Genomic DNA, 16193 nt, shown 5'->3' on the forward strand with positions numbered 1-16193 from the left:
TGAAGCTTGCTATCGTCGACGTGTTGCAGCTTGGGTGCTTTCTGCAGTTACGTCAATGTGTTGTCGTATTATGCGGCCATGGCGTCCGGCTTGCAAGAACTTTACCGAAGAGAAGCTACACATGGTTTACCCCGACAATACAGATGAGTCAGCGCGGATAGAACTGGCCAACCGGGTGTTCTTTCGCCTGTATCAATGTGCAAATATGTTGCACAAAACAGGCACCAGGGCGGTTGAGGCTGAAGGTTTGACGACACAGCAGTGGGCGGTGCTCGGTGCGCTGTCCAGGCCCGCCGCGACCGGCGGCATGAGCGTGGGCGACCTGGCGCGCTACCTCAAGGTCAGCAGGCAGAACCTCTCGGGTCTGCTCAGCCGCATGGAAAGAGACGGGCGAATCCAGACTGCGGCAGACGAGCGCGACCGCCGGTCGCGGCTGGTGTCGATGACGGCAGCAGGGCAGCGCGTGTGGCAGGACGAGGCGTTGCCGAAGATTCACGGCTACTACGGGCAAGTGCTGGAGGGTTTTTCGGTGAACGACATCACCCACACGTTGCACTACCTGCTCAAGCTCCTGGAAAACATGCAGGTGGTCGACGATCGCCAAGGCGGCGGCGACGAGGCTGTCGAAGGTCGCTGACCAGGTGCCCTGACATTGCCGTCGCCATGCATTGCCGCCTCTGCGTCATCGAACTGCACGTCCCTGCGCGCGCACAGCGAGTTGTCAGTCAATCGCAGCCTGTCACTTTGATCCGCCGTCCCTGATTCCGTGGATGCCCCGGATCATGTGCGGCAGTTGGCGCTGCCATGCCAGCAGGGCCTTCCGAGCAGGCTCATATCGGCGACCGGAAATAAATGATGACCTGCGTCAGCCGAACCGACAACGCCACGTAGAGAAGGATCGCGCCGATCTTCAGGAACCTGGGGTGCTCGAGCTTCGCCAACCGGCGCAAGCCGTCGAAGAGGTTCAACGCCAGCAACAGCCCGCCCAACGCCGCAATCGCATACCCTGCGACGTGAATCGCCCACATCCCGTGCAGGTGCGTCGCGCCGACATGATTGATCGCATACAGGCCCGCACCGACGACCGCGGCGCCAGTCAGCACATTCCTTGCATGCTGGAAGAAGGTGGTCAGTCCATCCTTCTCGAACAGCGCCGTGGCCATCGCCCTCCAACTCTCCGCGAGCCTGGCGAGGGCGGCCGAACCGGCACTCGGGCTTGGCTCGTTCGGATCCAATTCGGTCTTCATGCTCGACTCCTTCTAGTGCGGTTGCGGTTGCGGTTGCGCCTGCGCCATCGCTTCCCGCCAACGATCGGCCATCGCCGGTGGAAACGCACAGGCCCTGCGCGCCAATGCATCCATGAACACTGCCGTCAGCGTGCTCACCGCGACGACGTCGTCCGCCCGGTCCCCGCGCCACATCGCGTGGCGAATGCGGACCACCTTCTCCTGGATCTCGACCAGTTCGGAATGAATCGAAACCAGGTCACCCGGATGTAGTTCGCGCCGGTACTGCACCAGTTGCTCGACCGCGGCCATGCCGCGGTTCGCCTCCTTCAGCCAGGCAGGCGTGAGCCCGAGCCGACCGAAGAACTGCCAGCCCGCCTCGTCGAACTTGCCCGTGTACCACATGACGTTCATGTGGCCCATGTGGTCGCACTGCCATGGATAGACAGTGCCGCGGTAGGTGAGTTGTTGCATCGCCGTGCTCCATTCGGTTTGTCTGCGGGAGCGCTCAATCTATTCGGCGCCCGCGCAGCGCACATGTCGGGCACGCGGCCGCTCGATTGCAAATGAAACACCGCCTCGTCGATTTCAACTGACACATGCCGCGCGCCGCCGCGAAATGTGCCGCCAACGTGGCATCCCCACGATACGCAGCCATCGACAACCCAACCCGCACGGAGGTGCGACTGGCCATGACAGACAACCCATCGATTCCCGCCCGGCACGGTGCCAATCACGGTGCCAATGCATCGCGCCGTGCTGCGCTGCTCGCGGCCCTCGCAGCCGCCGTGATATCCGGCTGCGCACAGTTGCCGCCGCGCGAAGCAGGTCCGCAGGTCAAGCCGATCGCACAATACGCCACCGTGCAAAGCTTCGCGGCAGCGCCGGCCCCCTGGCCGGCCGATGCCTGGTGGAAGGCCTACGAAGACGCGCAACTCGACCGGTTGATCGCCGAAGCGCTCGCCGACTCGCCGAGCGTCGCGGCTGCGGACGGCCGTTTGCGCCACGCGCAATCCCTCGTCCAGTCGGCCGACGCTGCACTCTTGCCGCAAGTCAGTGGCAACGCCTCGGTCTCCGAGCAGAAGCAGAGCTACAACTACCTGAGTCCGCGCAATGCGACGCCCCAGGGCTGGAACGACTATGGCCGCGCCACCCTGGACTTCTCCTGGGAGATCGACTTCTGGGGCAAGAACCGCGCAGCGCTGGCCGCTGCAACATCGGATGCCGACGCGGCGCAAGCCGATGCGGCGCAAGCCCGCATCATCCTGGCCACGTCCATCGCCTCGGCCTATGCGGAACTGTCGCGCGAGCATGCCGCGCTCGACACGGCGAATGCGGCACTCACGGTCCGCAGCAAGACCGCCGAACTGTTCGCGCGCCGGTTCGACAACGGCCTCGAAACCCTGGCCAGCGTGAAGCAGGTCGACGCGCGGCGCGCTTCCGCACAGGCCGACGTACTCGCCATCGAAGAGCAGATCGCGCTGCAGCGCAACCGCATCGCGGCGCTGCTCGGTGCCGGCCCGGATCGCGCGCTGGCCATCGCGCGGCCAACCGTCCGCCTGCAACGCGCCTTCGGCCTGCCGCCGCAACTGCCCGTCGAGTTGATCGGTCGCCGGCCCGACGTGGTGGCCGCGCGCCTGCGCGCGGAAGCCTCCGCCAGGCGCATCGACCAGGCCCGTGCCGCCTTCTACCCGAACGTCAACCTCGTTGCCTTCATCGGCGTGCAGTCCCTCGGGCTGGACATGTTGGGCAAGAGCGGCTCGTCCATCGGCGGCGTCGGCCCTGCCCTGTCCCTGCCGATCTTCGACGGCGGCCGCTTGCGCGCCCAGTTGGGCGGCGTCAACGCCGACCATGCGCTGGCGGTGGCCAGCTACGACAGCACCGTCGTGCAGGCGCTGCAGGACGTGGCCGATGCTGCGGTGAGCCAGAAGGCGCTCCGCCCGCAACTGGTGCGCACCAACGAGGCCGTCGACGCCGCACGCGAGGCCTGGCGCCTGCAGAACAACCGGTACGAGGGCGGCCTCTCGAACTACCTCGAAGTGCTGTCGGCGGAAGACACGCTGCTGTCGAACCTGCGCACGCAAAGCGACCTGCAATCGCGCGCATTCACGCTGGATGTTGCGCTGACCCGCGCGCTCGGCGGCGGCTATGGCGCCGTGCAGAACTGAGCCTCGTCCCCTTCCCCGTCGAACCCCCCTTCAGGAGATCACCATGTCAAGAATGGAACCCGAATTGCTGTACGCAGCAAGCGAAGCTATCGTCGCGCATGAAGAAGCGCCCGCCGGCCCCCGCCGCAAGCGCCTCTTCGCCATGCTGGGCGCGACGGTGCTGGCCGCCGCCACAGGCTATGGCGCCTACGATTACATCCACGCGTCGCGCTTCGTCACCACCGACAACGCCTACGCGGCCACCGAGACGGCGCAAGTCACGCCGGCGATCGGCGGCATCGTGCGCGAAGTGCGCGTCGGCGACACGCAGGCGGTCAAGCGCGGCGACGTGGTGGTCGTGCTCGACGACACCGATGCGCGCCTGGCGCTCGACCAGGCCGAGGCCGAACTCGGCCGCGCGGTGCGGCGGGTGCGCGGCTATGTCGCGAGCGACACCAGCCTTGCCGCGCAGATCGCCGCGCGCGCCTCCGACCAGCAGCGCGCCGCGGCGCAAGTGGCTTCCGCGCAGGCCGACCTCGAACGCGCACGGGTCGACCTGGCGCGGCGTCAAGCGCTCGCCAGTTCGGGCTCGGTGTCGGGCGACGAACTCACGAGGGCGCGCAACGCCTTCGACAGCGCACAGGCGAACCTGGCTGCGGCGCAAGCGTCGGCACTCCAGTCCCGCGCCAACTTCCGGGCGGCGATCGGCTCGCGCGAGGCGAATGCGGTGCTGATCGCCGACGCCACCGAGGAGACCAATCCCGAGGTCATGCTCGCGCGCGCACGCCGGGACCAGGCACGCGTCAACCTGGAGCGCACCGTCGTGCGTGCGCCGGTCGACGGCGTGGTCGCCAAGCGCACGGTGCAACTGGGCCAGCAGGTGCAGGCCGGCGCCGCACTGTTGTCGGTCGTTCCGGTGGGCGACATGCATGTCGATGCGAATTTCAAGGAAGTGCAACTCGACCGCGTACGCGTCGGCCAGCCGGTCACGCTGGAATCGGATCGCTACGGCAAGAAGGTGACCTACCACGGGGTCGTCGAGGGTCTGGCGGGCGGCACCGGCGCCGCGTTCGCGACCATTCCGGCGCAGAACGCCACCGGCAACTGGATCAAGGTGGTGCAGCGGCTGCCGGTGCGCGTCAGCCTCGATGCAGAGGAGTTGGCGCAGCGTCCGCTACAGGTGGGCCTGTCGATGCGGGCCTCGATCGACACGCGCGGCGCGCATTGAGGGGCCGCCATGTCGCACGCTCCGCATCCGGCGCCGCGCGCCGAACAGCCGTTGCAAGGCGGCATGCTGTGGCTGGCCGCCATCGTGCTCGCAGCCGCGAACTTCATCGCGGTGCTCGACATGACGATCGCCAACGTCTCGGTGCCCAGCATCGCCGGCAGCCTGGGCATCAGCAGCAGCCAGGGCACCTGGGTGATCACCTCCTATTCGGTGGCCGAGGCGATCATCGTGCCGCTGACCGGTTGGGTCGCGGGACGCTTCGGCGCGGTGCGCGTGTTCGCCACCGCCATGATGCTGTTCGGTGCCTGTTCGGCGCTGTGCGGCGTCTCCGATTCGCTGGGCCTGCTCGTGCTGGGCCGCGTGCTGCAAGGCCTGTCGGGCGGCTCGCTGATGCCGCTTTCGCAGACGCTGCTGCTGCGTATCTTTCCGAAGGAGAAGGCGCCGGCCGCGATGGCCTTGTGGGCGATGACGACACTGGTCGCGCCGGTCCTCGGGCCCATCCTGGGCGGGTGGCTGTGCGACAGCTTTGCCTGGCCCCTGATCTTCTTCATCAACGTGCCGATCGCGCTGCTCGTCGCCCCGATCGCCTGGCGCATGCTCAAGCGCTACGAGGCGCCCCTGCTGCGGGCGCCGATCGATACGGTCGGGTTGGCGCTGCTGATCGTCTTCGTCTCCGCGCTGCAGCTGATGCTGGATCTCGGCAAGGAACACGACTGGTTCGCCTCGACCGGGATCTGCGCGCTGGCGGTGGTGGCGGCAATCGGCTTCGCGGCCTTCCTGATCTGGGAGTTCACCGAGAAGCATCCGATCGTCGACCTGCGCGTGTTCCGGCACCGCGGCTTTGCGGCCGGCGTGATCACCATCTCGCTCGGTTTCGGCGCGATGTTCGGCGCCAACGTGCTGACGCCGCTGTGGCTGCAGTCGTACATGGGCTACACCGCCACCTGGGCCGGACTGACGACGGCGTGGTCAGGCGTGCTCGCCGTGGTCTGTGCACCGCTGGCCGGCAAGCTGATCGCGAAGGTCGACCCGCGCCGGCTGATCTTCGGCGGGCTGCTGCTGCTCGCAATGGTGATGGTGGTTCGAACGGTCGCCACCACCGACATGACGTATTGGCAGATCGCGATCCCGCTGATCCTGATGGGCATCGGCCTGCCGTTCTTCTTCGTGCCGCTCACCGCCCTCACGCTCGGCTGCGTGGAGGAACACGAAACCGCGGCGGGCGCCGGCCTGCAGAACTTCCTGCGCACGCTGTCCGGCGCGGTCGCGACCTCGGCGGTCACGACGATGTGGGAAAACCGCACCAGCGCACTGCACGCCGAACTGGTGGGCACGATCGATCCGATGGGCGCGACCGCGAAGACGCTCGCCGAATCGGGCATGTCGGGCGACCAGGTCCGCAGCATGCTGGACAACCTGTTGCAGGGCCAGAGCGTGATGCTCGCGACGAACCAGATCATGTGGCTCGTCGCCGCGGCGTTCCTGCTCTCCGCGGCCGTGATCTGGATAGCGCCCCGGCCCACCCGCAGCGTCGACATGACGCAGGCAGGTCATTGATGATGGCCGGCGTGCCGTGCCTACCGCAGCGCGTCCACCGGCGCATCGAACAGGTAGCCGGCGCCGCGCTCGGTGCGGATGTATTGGGGGTGCGCCGGGTCCACTTCGATCTTGCGGCGCAGTCGCAGGATCTGCACGTCGATCGAGCGGTCGTAGACCTCGGCGTTGTGCATGCGCGAGAGTTCGAGCAACTGGTCGCGGGTCAACACCCTCCGCGGGGCCGACAGGAAAGCCGTGAGCAAGCTGAACTCGCCGTTCGTGAGCTCGACGGGTTCGCCCTGCGCCGACCTCAGCCGCCGCAAGCCGACGTTCAACTCCCACCCGCCGAACCGATAGGCACGCACCTTGGCAATCTCGTCCGCGACGGTGGCCCGGGCCCTGGACCGGCGCAACAGCGCACGAACGCGCGCCAGCAACTCACGCGGGCTGAAGGGTTTGGTGAGGTAGTCGTCGGCGCCCAGTTCGAGCCCCATGACGCGGTCGGCCTCGTCCACGCGCCCGGTCAGCATCAGGATGGGAATCTGCGACTCCTCGCGCAGGCGACGCGCGATCTGCATGCCGTCTTCCCCGGGAAGCCGCACGTCCAGGATCACGACGTCGACTGCCTCGCGCGCCATCGTGTCGGCCAGCTCCCGGCCCGATGCCACCGCGGTCACCCGCAGTTCGTTGTCGGCAAGGTATTCGGCAATCAGGTCGCGCACGGCGGGATCGTCGTCCAGCGCCAGCACGTGCGGTAGCAGGCTCGATACAACTTCCATGATGACCCCTCACGATAGGCCGCAGGCCCTCGTCTGGCCGCGCCACCAATATCCTAGACCCGCCGAAACGGTTTGGGCGAGCTTCGGCGCGGGCCCCGCCAGGCGCCCGATTGCAGATGTAATCTTCGCGCTGCGGGCCTGCAACGCAGGCGCAATGGATCGAGGACTCAATGAAGCATCGAACGACGCTCCGGAGATCACGATGTGCCCCCGAACGCCAGCCACGCGTCCCTGCGACGCGCCAGCGCGACCATGAAACCGACAGCCCCGACGGTGCTCGTCGTCGGCGCCGAACGCCACACCTTCGAGCTGCTGCACGAGTGGCTGACCGAGGCGGGATGGCGGGTTGCCGACGAGAGCACGCGCGACACGTGGGCGCCGTTCCACCTGGTGCTGGTGGATGTGGCGTTTCCTCGCCGCGACGGCGCGGCGACATTGCAACGTGTCTCGGCCGAGCATGCCGGCACGCCCGTGATCATGCTGTCGGCCATGTTCCACGCCAGCATCGAGGCGTGCGGCGAGTTGGCGCGCTCGCTGGGCGTGGCCGGTGTCCTGCCCAAGCCGGTGCGGCGTGAGGCGCTGACGGCTGTCGTTCGCCGCTTGTCAAGGCCTCCGCTGCCATGAACAAGTCCACGTCGTTCGACGACTGGCCGGCGCAGCGCTCGCTGAGGCGCAGCGTGCCGTGGATCGGCGCGCTGTTCATCGCGACGATCGTGGGGTTCGCCGCGCTGGACATCGTGCGCAGCTATCGCGCCACGGTCGCGCAGACCGGCAGCGAGCTCGACACCCAGGCCCGCACCATCGCCGAGCAGACAGCGCGCACCATGCAGGCGGTCGACGTGGTGCTGCGCCACATTCAGGAGCAGTACCGCCAGGGCGTCGTCGACGCCATGGCCCCACCCTCATTGCACGCCTACCTGCGCGACCAGGCCGTCGGGCTGGTGCAGATCGACGGCCTTGTGGTGGTGCGTGCCGATGGGTCGCCCCTCGCCAACTCGCTTAGCTACCCGCTGCCCTACGGGGTTCCAAACGTTTCGACCATCGACGTGTTCCAGGCCGCACGCGAAGACAAGAGCGGACGGATGCTGATCGGCAACGTCGCGGCCAGTCCGGTCGACCATGCGGTGGTGTTTCCGCTGGCGCGTCGTCTCGAGACCGCCGGCGGCCAGTTCGCCGGCGCCGTCGGCGCACGCGGGCGCGTCGACTACTTCCAGCAGTTCTATCGCGACGTCCAGGGCGAGCCGAGCACCAAGATCACGCTGCTGCGCCGCGACGGCATGTTGATCGCGCGCCAGCCGCGTGCCGATGCATCGCTCGGCAAGCGCCTGCCGCTGTCCGACGAATTGCTGGCCGCCCAGGTCGGGCGCGGCGGACCGATTCGCACGGTGAGTCCGATCGACGGCGTCGAGCGCTTCGGCGCGCTCCAGGCCGTGCCGGACTATCCCCTGGTCGTGGCCATCACGCGCGATGTCTCCGCGGCGCTCGCCCAGTGGCGCGAGGAGGCCATCAGCTCCGCGGTGCGCACCCTGGCGCTCGCCGGGCTGGCTGCGGCCTTGCTGGCGCTGGCGACCCGCCAACTGGCGCGGCTCGACACAACGCGCCAGTCCCTCGAAACGGCGCGCGAGCGCTTCTCGCTGGCGGTGAGCGGATCGGACGTCGGCATCTGGGATTGGGACCGGGCCGGGGACCGCATGTTCGGCTCGCCACGCGCACGCGAACTGCTCGGCATGGGACCCGGGCCGGCTTCGGAGCCGTCGCGGGACTGGTTCAGTGCGATTCATTGCCACCCGGACGACGAGGCGATCCGCTGGTCCGCGCTGGACGACCACCTGGCCGGCAAGACGCCCGCCTACGAAGAGGAATACCGCGTGCGGCATCCCGACGGCGTCTACCGCTGGGTGCGGGTGCGGGGCGTCTGCGTGCGCGATGGCGCAGGCGGTGCGGTTCGCATGGCGGGCTCGGTGAGCGACGTCGATGCACGCCGGCGCGCCGAAGAGGCGCTGCGCCAAAGCGAAGGACGTTTTGCGCTGGCGGTGGCGGGGTCGAAAGATGGCGTCAGCGACTGGGACATGGTCAACGACCGGATGTTCACTTCGCTGCGGGCGATGCAGATCTGCGGCGTCGAGTCGGACACGACCGTCCGGACCCGCGCCGAATGGCTCGCGCTGCTCAAGCTCCATCCGGACGACGCGCAGCGCTACAGCGACGACCTCGATCGCCACATCCGGGGCGAGATCGAGGTACGCGACGGCGAGTACCGCGTGCGACATCCTGACGGCGAGTACCGTTGGGTGCGGATCCGTGGCATGTCGGTGCGCGACGAGGACGGACGGGCGATCCGCTGGGCCGGTTCGGTGAGCGACATCGACGTGCAAAAGCGCGTCGAACAGGCGCTGCGCCAATCGGAGGAACGCTACCAGCTCGCAGTGGCCGGCGCCAACGAGGGCCTGTGGGACTGGGACCTGCGCCAGGACATGCTCTTCCTGTCGGCGCGCGCCCAGACCCTGCTGGGGCGCGAGCCCGGCGAGCCGCTGCGGCCGCGGCGCGAATGGATCGGCAGCGCCCAATTCCATCCGGACGACGAAGAAGCGATGCGGCTGGCGCTGTCGGAACACCTGCGCGGACTCAGCTCCCACTTCAGCTGCGAGTACCGCATCCGCCACGCGTCGGGCGAATGGCACTGGTACCGGCAGCGCGGAGTCGCGGTGCGCGACAAGCGCGGACGCGCCTACCGCGTGGCAGGCTCGATGGAGGACGTGACGGACCGCCGCACCGCCGAGGCCGATCGCGACCGGCTCGAATCGCAATTGCGCCAGGCGCAGAAGCTGGAGGCAATCGGGACGCTGGCAGGCGGCATCGCGCACGACTTCAACAACATCCTCGCGGCGATCCTCGGCTATGGCGAGATGGTGCAGAAGGAGTCGATGCCCGGCACGCCGCAGCAGCGCCACATCGACGCGGCCATGAGCGCCGCGATGCGCGCCAAGTCACTGGTGGAGCGCATCCTCGCGTTCAGCCGCAGCGGCGTCGGCGAGCGGGTGCCGGTGCATGTGCGCACCATCCTTGCCGAGGGGCTCGATGTGGTCGCAGCCTCGCTGCCGGCCGGCATCGTGCTCGAGCAGCGGATCGACGTGGGCGATGCAGCGATCCTGGGCGACCCGACACAGCTTCACCAGGTCGTCGTGAATCTTTGCGCCAACGCAGTACAGGCGATGAGATCGTCGGGCCGGCTGCAGGTGCACGCCGAGACGATCGCGCTGGACCAGCCGCTCGTCGTCACGACCCGTACGCTGCCGGCCGGCGAGTACGTGCGCCTGCGCGTCGAGGACAGCGGCGCGGGCATTGCCCCGGGCGTGCTCGAACGCATCTTCGATCCTTTCTTCACGACGCGGGAAGTCGGCGTCGGCACCGGGCTCGGGCTGTCGCTGGTGCATGGCATCGTGACCGACCTGGGCGGCGGCATCGAGGTGCGGAGCCAGCCGGGGCAAGGCACGACGATGACGGTCTTCGTGCCGCGGCAGCATACGGTGGCCGCGCCGGCCAGGTCGGCCCGGACGATTCCCTCCGGCGAGGGCGAGACCGTGCTGCTCGTCGACGACGAGGAACCGCTGGTGCGCCTGGGTGAGGAGATGATGGCCGGGCTCGGATACGAACCCGTGGGCTTCGCGTCCAGCACGGCGGCGCTGGCGAGTTTCAGGGCGACGCCGGATCGCTTCCAGGCTGTTCTCTCCGACGAGGCCATGCCCGAGATGACCGGCTCCGAACTGGCCCGCGAACTTCGGCGCATCCGGCCGGACATCCCGATCCTGCTGATGAGCGGGTACGTCACGCCGGCGCTGACAACGCGTGCCCGCGAGATCGGTGTCCAGGAGGTGCTGGCCAAGCCGCTGGTGGCTGGCGACATCGCCTGCAGCCTTGCGAAGGCATTGCATGGTTGACGACCGGAACGGTCGTATGCTCCCGGCGCATGACGCTTCGCCTGCGGTTCACGGCTGAAGCGTCGGCGCTGCTCGAGCGCGGGCGTGCCTCACTGCGATGCCCCGGAGCGCGGGTCAGGGGCCGTTCGAGACGGAGCTTTCGTATACAGGCGGAGCGCCAGTGGCGCATCTGCCCAAACACAAGGAGACAAACATGAATCTGGGTGACATGCTCGCAGGCAAGCGGGTTCTGGTGACCGGGGCCTCATCTGGCCTGGGTGAAAATTTCGCGCGTCTCGCCGCGAGTTGCAAGGCCAAAGTCGTCATCGCCGCGCGACGCAAGAGCAGACTCGACTCGCTGGCCCTTGAACTCGAAAAACTGGGTGCAGCGCAAGTGACCGTGCTGGAGATGGATGTGGGCTCCGAGCAGTCGATCGACGACGCCTTCGCCGCAATCGACACCTCGGGCGACGTCCTCGACGTCGTCGTCAACAACGCGGGGATTTCCGGCGAAGGCGCCGCCCTGACATTGCCGACACAGGACTTCGACGATCTGATGGCGGTCAACGTGAGAGGGGTCTGGCTGGTCGCTGTGCGGGCCGCGCGGCGCTGGAAGGATGCGGGCCGCGGCGGCTCGATCATCAACATCGCGTCGATCCAGGGCGAGCGCGTGATGCCGGGGATCACGCCGTATTCGGCCTCCAAGGCGGCGGTGGTGCACATGACCAAGAGCCTGGCGCTCGAATGGGCGCGCTACGGCATCCGCGTCAACGCCATCGAGCCCGGCTACATCGGAACCGAGATGACCGACGCAATGTGGGATACCGACTACGGCAAGGCCTTGATCAAACGCATCCCGATGCGCCGGCTTGGCAAGCCCGAGGAACTCAACGGCTTGATGCTGCTGCTGGCGACCGATGCGGGGTCGTGGATGACCGGCGCGTGCGTGCCGGTCGACGGCGGCCACCTCTGCTCGTCTCTTTGAGCTCGGGCACCCCGCTGCTGATCGAGCAGGTACCCGTTCTCGTCATTGAGCGGCTTGCCTTGCGCACCAGTCCGCAGTTGGGATAGACCCACCCGTTCAATGAGCTGCGCGCCGGCCTCGGTCGGCGGCAGCGGGGGCACAGTCGCGAAGGCCATCGCGGTGGTCCGGGGCAGGGCTTACCTGGGTGGAAGAGCCGTGCAGCTCATCGACCGTTCCTCAGGGGCGAAGGCGCGTGGCGGGGTCATCGCGAACGCCATGCCGTCCGCTTCGAGGTTCGGGCATGAGGTTTGTTCATACGGGGCTCGTGGGTCGCGTGGATCTGCCGGCGGGTGTCATGGGCACGCGAAAGAAGGCGGCGCGCCGCGAGGTCGAGCGCATTGCCGATCTCACGATCGTGCCGGACAACATCATCCCGGATGGATTGCGCGCCGCTGTGCGCAAGCTCAAGTCCCCATTGGTGCGCCAGCTCGTCGCATTTACTCGTAAGGACTGGTCGCCACTCGCCGCCTCGTTCCTGGAGGTGCTGCAAGCGCAGCCGTGGCGCCGCCGGCCGAATTCCGCGACGGTTGTGGGGTAGCTCGAGGGCTGCCGCAAAGGCTCGCGTTCGCGTCCTTCGAGGCTGGACTCCGATCTATTGGCGCAACGGACGAGAACCACGCCAGTGATGGCAGCTAGACGCCTGCGCATCGAGGCGGTGTGTGTGCCCGACGTCGGCAGGACCGCAGCAGGTGAAGAGCGCGCCTCACTTTTCGGCCTCCACGTGGTAGGTCTGGATCGGCTCCGCCTTGCCCTTGACGATTGCCGGTGGCATCGGCCGCAGGCGAAATTGATCATCGATCTTGCGTCGAACGTCCTCCGTGATCAGCAAATCGACTTCGTACTTGCTTGTCAGCCCTTCGACCCGCGAGGCAACGTTGATCGGGTCACCCGTCACGCTGAACTTCGACAGGCCGGCGGTTCCGATCACGCCTGTCACGACCTCCCCACCGTGAATGCCGATGCCGAAGCGCAGTTCAGGCAGGCCCTTTTTCCGCAGGGTGAGGTTGTAGCGAGCCAGTTCGGCGCGCATTTCCAGGGCGGCCAGGACGGCGTCTCGCGCCTGCCATGGGTCGGACTCCAGGGCGCCGAAGAGCGCCAGCAAGCCGTCGCCCACAAACTCGGTGACATGGCCGTGATGATGGGTAATGGCATCCGTCATGTGACGGAAGTAGTCGTTCAGGATGTTCACCGTGACACCGGGGTCGAGCCGATCGCACAGGGCCGTGAAGCCGCGCAAGTCGGCAAACAGCATCGTCACCTGCCGCCGCTCGGGCGCGAAGGCGTCACCGGGGCGGGTGAGCCGCTCCACGACGTCAGCCGGCACGAAACGCTCGAACTGAAGTTGCAACTGCTCGAGCTTGTCGTCGGCGGCCAGCAGGAGTTTCTCGAGCTGCGCGTTCTGTCGCCGGCCGCGCAGGACGAGCACCGACAAGCCAGAAAAGACGATGGCCCCAACTGCGGCAAGGACCCATCCCAGCGCCATCATTCCAGCAGCATGGCCAGCCGGACGGTCCCATTCGCCAGAGACGCCACGCCGATGGCTTCCAGCAGCGCGTCGGCGCCCAGTTGCGCACCGAGGGCGCGCGACTTCTGCTGGATGGACGCAGGCTCGTAGTACACCGTGTCGCGGGCCCAGGCCAGCAGGCCGGCTTCGCGTTGCGCCAGACCGGCGCAGCGAAGTGTCGTCATTGCACTTTCGATTTCCGTGGGGCTCAGGCCCTCTTCGATGAGCAATCGGGCGGCCGCGCCTTCGCAATGCGGGCAGCCCAACGAACGCGATACAACGGCGAACATCAACAGCTTTGCGGTGCGGCTCAGTACCCCGGACGCGAAGGAGCCGTCGAGCGCCGCCTTCATGACTCGGCTCGCGGGCAGACCGGCAAGCGGCGCCAGCACCACGCCAAACGGACCGGCAGCCAACGCAGCCCGATCCGGCACCGTCTGGATCGGCCTTGTCGGCGCGAACTTCTTCATCAACGGCATCGCGAATGCGAGGAGCCAACGAAACGGTCCGCTGGCCATGCGTTCAAACTTCTGTTCCGGCGGACACGCCATCAGGGTGCTGACGCGGTTGTAGAAGCACCCGAACGAGATCAAGTAGGCGATCTCGCCAATTTCCGCCGGGGTATAGCCGAGCTTGAGCAGGGCGGCCCGCTCGGCCGCGGCCGGGCGTGGCCTCGATCGAGCCAGGCTGCGGCAGAAGGCGATGTATGCGCGCTCCTTGTCATCCAGCTCGGCTGTCTGCACGTCGCGTTCGACTTTCTGGATGAAAGACTCGGAATAGCCGAGCACCTTCATGTAGGCGCGGTTCGCGCCATAGCAGTAGCGGCACGAATTCTCCTGTGCGGTCACCATGCTGCCCATTCGGTACAGCCGCTCCGGCAGGGCGGCCGGCACGTAGTTCGTCGCTTCGTAGGCTGCCTCGCGCAGCCAGCGGCTCGGCGCAACACGGCGATCGACCTCGAGAACCTGCGCGCCGCGGCGCTTGAGTTCGGCTTCCCACGCCACGTCGTGCGCCGCAGGCAGGACCGGGTCGCTCCACTGGATTTCGCTCAGCAATACAGTCATCGGTTACTCCACGAAATCGGACGCAGCGTTCTCGGCCAGGCATCTTCGCGCAGCCTGCGCAGGGTGGGTGAGTTGAACCGGCTCAGGAGCGCGGGTGCAAGCATTGGAGCGAATTCTGCCGCAACGGCGAGCGCCCGTTCCTGGATGACCCGAGCATTGCCGCAATGTCGTGTCAGGACTGACGGGTTGCTGAAGTTGAAAGTGGTCGCTCGGATGACGGCGGCCGATGAAAGACGCCAGATGAGACTACTCCAGGGAGCCCCGTTTGGCTAAAAGGGAGCGCTGCAAGCTCGAGCCGAAGGCGGGCCGAGACCGACCGGCTCGATGGCGACAAGCTGTTGGCGATGCGACCACTGCCATCGTCGCGGCGAGCGTGTGCGGTCGGTGGTGCATGAGTTGACACCCGAGGCCATCTCCACCGGAGCGTCGAATGCACCGGTGGAAAAGAGAGGCGATCGAGAATCAGTGCAGGTCGTTCAGAGAGTTGTACGTGAAGATGCCGGACATTGCGACGGCGGCAACAGCGGCCAGGCAGATGAGAGTGGTGAGCATTGATTACTCCTGTGAGTTGCGACGGGTCCATTATAGGGTAAACCCTAATATCGTGTTGGAAGCCAATGGGTCGATGCACGCGCGCGAAGGTTGCGTTGTGCATGGAGGCGAAGGCGCGCGTGACGCTGATCGCGAGCGACCCAGGCGTGCAGGCATACTCATTCACCTTCGGCCCTTGATCCCGCGAGCCATGCCCGACGCGGCCTTGCAGCTCGCCTCGACGCATTGCTGCAACAATGCGGCAAGCCATGAGTCAGATCTAACTTGACCCGCCGAATCGACCCCTACAGCGTTCGATTGTTTGTCTCTGCCGCGCGGGCAGGGTCGATCGTCCGTGCTGCCGAGCAGGAGCACATCGCGCCATCGGCGCTCAGCCGACGGCTTGCCGATCTCGAGCACGCTTTTGGCACCCCGCTCCTGATTCGGTCGCCGCGCGGTGTCGTGCTGACGGATGCAGGTCGCCTGGTGCTGACGCGCGGCGAGAAGATCGACGAGGACTTGCAGGCGCTGCTGCGCGAAGTCCAGACCGAAGGCAGTGAAGTACGCGGAACCGTTCGGCTGTACGCCAACATGTCGGCCGTGATCGGATTTCTTCCGGAGCGTCTGCGCGCCTTCATGGCGGCTTACCCGCAAGTCGAGGTCTTCCTGCAGGAAAACGATACGCGAGACGTGATCCGTGCCTGCCTGGACGATCGCGCCGACGTGGGTATCGGCGTCGATATGCCAGTCCCGCCAGGCCTGCAGGCCTGGCCATTTGCCACCGACCCCTTGCAGGTGGTGCTGCCTGCCGGCCACGCGCTCGCCAAGCGCAAGGCCTTGACCTTTGTGCAGGTGCTCGACGTGCCGCTGATCGGAGTGCATCAGGGCGGCGCCCTCGACCGTGCACTGCACGAGCGCGCCTCCGCCTTGCACCGGCACTTCGCGCCCACCGTTTCGGTCAGCAGTTTCGACGCAGTCTGCCGTATGGTCGAGGCCGGTCTCGGCATCGCCGTCATCCCGCAGAGTGCGGCAGCGGCCTATGCCGGCAACCCGCGCTTCGTGCGACGTCCACTGGACGAGCCCTGGGCCGCTCGCGAACTGCGCATGTACGCACTTCGCAAGTCGCCGCGGTCGCGCGCGGTCGCTTCGTTGATCGAGCAGCTTCAGGGGTAAACCGGATCTCGCGTTTTGCGAGACCCCGTCTGCCGCATCAGCGCTTTTCGGCGCGCGCCCTGTT

The 16193-nt window shown here is 67.0% G+C and carries 14 protein-coding genes; 9 read left to right on the forward strand and 5 right to left on the reverse strand.

What is annotated here, in order from left to right; translation table 11 throughout:
- Positions 1-121: 121 nt before the first annotated feature.
- The gene (locus WKW80_RS27955; protein ID WP_340366851.1) at positions 122-637 is read left to right on the forward strand and encodes a MarR family winged helix-turn-helix transcriptional regulator; all 516 of its coding nucleotides are present in this window, start codon (positions 122-124) and stop codon (positions 635-637) included.
- A gap of 193 nt (positions 638-830) precedes the next feature.
- Here the strand turns inward: WKW80_RS27955 and WKW80_RS27960 are convergent, their stop codons facing one another.
- On the reverse strand, positions 831-1247 hold the full coding sequence (locus tag WKW80_RS27960; protein ID WP_340366852.1) for a hypothetical protein: 417 nt from the start codon (positions 1245-1247) through the stop codon (positions 831-833).
- A 12-nt stretch (positions 1248-1259) separates the two neighbouring features.
- Positions 1260-1700: an acyl-CoA thioesterase gene (locus WKW80_RS27965; protein WP_340366853.1), complete on the reverse strand. Its 441-nt coding sequence runs from the start codon at positions 1698-1700 to the stop codon at positions 1260-1262.
- 218 nt (positions 1701-1918) lie between these two features.
- Between WKW80_RS27965 and WKW80_RS27970 the strand changes: the two genes are divergently transcribed.
- From WKW80_RS27970 to WKW80_RS27980, 3 genes are read left to right on the forward strand one after another with little or no spacing between them, the layout of a single operon-like run.
- A complete protein-coding gene (locus tag WKW80_RS27970; protein ID WP_340366854.1) occupies positions 1919-3394 on the forward strand; it encodes an efflux transporter outer membrane subunit in 1476 nt (491 codons plus the stop codon).
- 52 nt (positions 3395-3446) lie between these two features.
- The gene (locus tag WKW80_RS27975) at positions 3447-4601 is read left to right on the forward strand and encodes an HlyD family secretion protein (protein WP_340366911.1); all 1155 of its coding nucleotides are present in this window, start codon (positions 3447-3449) and stop codon (positions 4599-4601) included.
- A gap of 9 nt (positions 4602-4610) precedes the next feature.
- A complete protein-coding gene (locus WKW80_RS27980) occupies positions 4611-6158 on the forward strand; it encodes a DHA2 family efflux MFS transporter permease subunit (protein WP_340366855.1) in 1548 nt (515 codons plus the stop codon).
- A 20-nt stretch (positions 6159-6178) separates the two neighbouring features.
- Here the strand turns inward: WKW80_RS27980 and WKW80_RS27985 are convergent, their stop codons facing one another.
- Positions 6179-6916, reverse strand: coding sequence for a response regulator (locus WKW80_RS27985; protein WP_340366856.1), 738 nt, complete (start codon positions 6914-6916; stop codon positions 6179-6181).
- A 252-nt stretch (positions 6917-7168) separates the two neighbouring features.
- Here WKW80_RS27985 and WKW80_RS27990 point away from each other — a divergent pair, with 252 nt between their 5' ends.
- The 4 genes from WKW80_RS27990 to WKW80_RS28005 all read left to right on the forward strand — a co-directional run bounded on the left by WKW80_RS27990 (position 7169) and on the right by WKW80_RS28005 (position 12395).
- Positions 7169-7540 carry a response regulator gene (locus tag WKW80_RS27990; protein WP_340366857.1) on the forward strand — a complete coding sequence of 124 codons (372 nt, stop codon included), beginning with the start codon at positions 7169-7171 and terminating at the stop codon, positions 7538-7540.
- On the forward strand, positions 7537-10854 hold the full coding sequence (locus tag WKW80_RS27995; RefSeq protein WP_340366858.1) for a PAS domain-containing protein: 3318 nt from the start codon (positions 7537-7539) through the stop codon (positions 10852-10854). Before WKW80_RS27990 ends, WKW80_RS27995 begins: the two co-directional genes overlap by 4 nt.
- A 193-nt stretch (positions 10855-11047) precedes the next feature.
- Positions 11048-11818, forward strand: coding sequence for an SDR family NAD(P)-dependent oxidoreductase (locus tag WKW80_RS28000; protein ID WP_340366859.1), 771 nt, complete (start codon positions 11048-11050; stop codon positions 11816-11818).
- 334 nt (positions 11819-12152) lie between these two features.
- Positions 12153-12395 (forward strand): hypothetical protein, encoded by a 243-nt coding sequence (locus WKW80_RS28005; RefSeq protein WP_340366860.1) that lies wholly within the window; start codon positions 12153-12155, stop codon positions 12393-12395.
- A 165-nt stretch (positions 12396-12560) separates the two neighbouring features.
- Here WKW80_RS28005 and WKW80_RS28010 read toward each other — a convergent pair whose 3' ends face one another.
- Positions 12561-13343, reverse strand: coding sequence for an adenylate/guanylate cyclase domain-containing protein (locus WKW80_RS28010; RefSeq protein ID WP_340366861.1), 783 nt, complete (start codon positions 13341-13343; stop codon positions 12561-12563).
- Positions 13340-14425: a carboxymuconolactone decarboxylase family protein gene (locus WKW80_RS28015; RefSeq protein ID WP_340366862.1), complete on the reverse strand. Its 1086-nt coding sequence runs from the start codon at positions 14423-14425 to the stop codon at positions 13340-13342. Before WKW80_RS28015 ends, WKW80_RS28010 begins: the two co-directional genes overlap by 4 nt.
- Before the next feature lie 816 nt (positions 14426-15241).
- Here WKW80_RS28015 and WKW80_RS28020 point away from each other — a divergent pair.
- Positions 15242-16129, forward strand: a complete 888-nt coding sequence (locus tag WKW80_RS28020) for a LysR family transcriptional regulator (RefSeq protein WP_340366863.1) — start codon at positions 15242-15244, stop codon at positions 16127-16129.
- Positions 16130-16193: the final 64 nt, after the last annotated feature.

Source organism: Variovorax humicola, from assembly GCF_037889915.1.
In the GTDB taxonomy this organism is placed as follows: domain Bacteria; phylum Pseudomonadota; class Gammaproteobacteria; order Burkholderiales; family Burkholderiaceae_C; genus Variovorax; species Variovorax humicola.

Coding starts and splice junctions, on each gene's coding strand:
- WKW80_RS27955 (WP_340366851.1), top strand. CDS start 122: ATGGTTTACCCCGACAATACAGATGAGTCAGCGCGGATAGAACTGGCC.
- WKW80_RS27960 (WP_340366852.1), bottom strand. CDS start 1,247: ATGAAGACCGAATTGGATCCGAACGAGCCAAGCCCGAGTGCCGGTTCG.
- WKW80_RS27965 (WP_340366853.1), bottom strand. CDS start 1,700: ATGCAACAACTCACCTACCGCGGCACTGTCTATCCATGGCAGTGCGAC.
- WKW80_RS27970 (WP_340366854.1), top strand. CDS start 1,919: ATGACAGACAACCCATCGATTCCCGCCCGGCACGGTGCCAATCACGGT.
- WKW80_RS27975 (WP_340366911.1), top strand. CDS start 3,447: ATGGAACCCGAATTGCTGTACGCAGCAAGCGAAGCTATCGTCGCGCAT.
- WKW80_RS27980 (WP_340366855.1), top strand. CDS start 4,611: ATGTCGCACGCTCCGCATCCGGCGCCGCGCGCCGAACAGCCGTTGCAA.
- WKW80_RS27985 (WP_340366856.1), bottom strand. CDS start 6,916: ATGGAAGTTGTATCGAGCCTGCTACCGCACGTGCTGGCGCTGGACGAC.
- WKW80_RS27990 (WP_340366857.1), top strand. CDS start 7,169: ATGAAACCGACAGCCCCGACGGTGCTCGTCGTCGGCGCCGAACGCCAC.
- WKW80_RS27995 (WP_340366858.1), top strand. CDS start 7,537: ATGAACAAGTCCACGTCGTTCGACGACTGGCCGGCGCAGCGCTCGCTG.
- WKW80_RS28000 (WP_340366859.1), top strand. CDS start 11,048: ATGAATCTGGGTGACATGCTCGCAGGCAAGCGGGTTCTGGTGACCGGG.
- WKW80_RS28005 (WP_340366860.1), top strand. CDS start 12,153: ATGGGCACGCGAAAGAAGGCGGCGCGCCGCGAGGTCGAGCGCATTGCC.
- WKW80_RS28010 (WP_340366861.1), bottom strand. CDS start 13,343: ATGATGGCGCTGGGATGGGTCCTTGCCGCAGTTGGGGCCATCGTCTTT.
- WKW80_RS28015 (WP_340366862.1), bottom strand. CDS start 14,425: ATGACTGTATTGCTGAGCGAAATCCAGTGGAGCGACCCGGTCCTGCCT.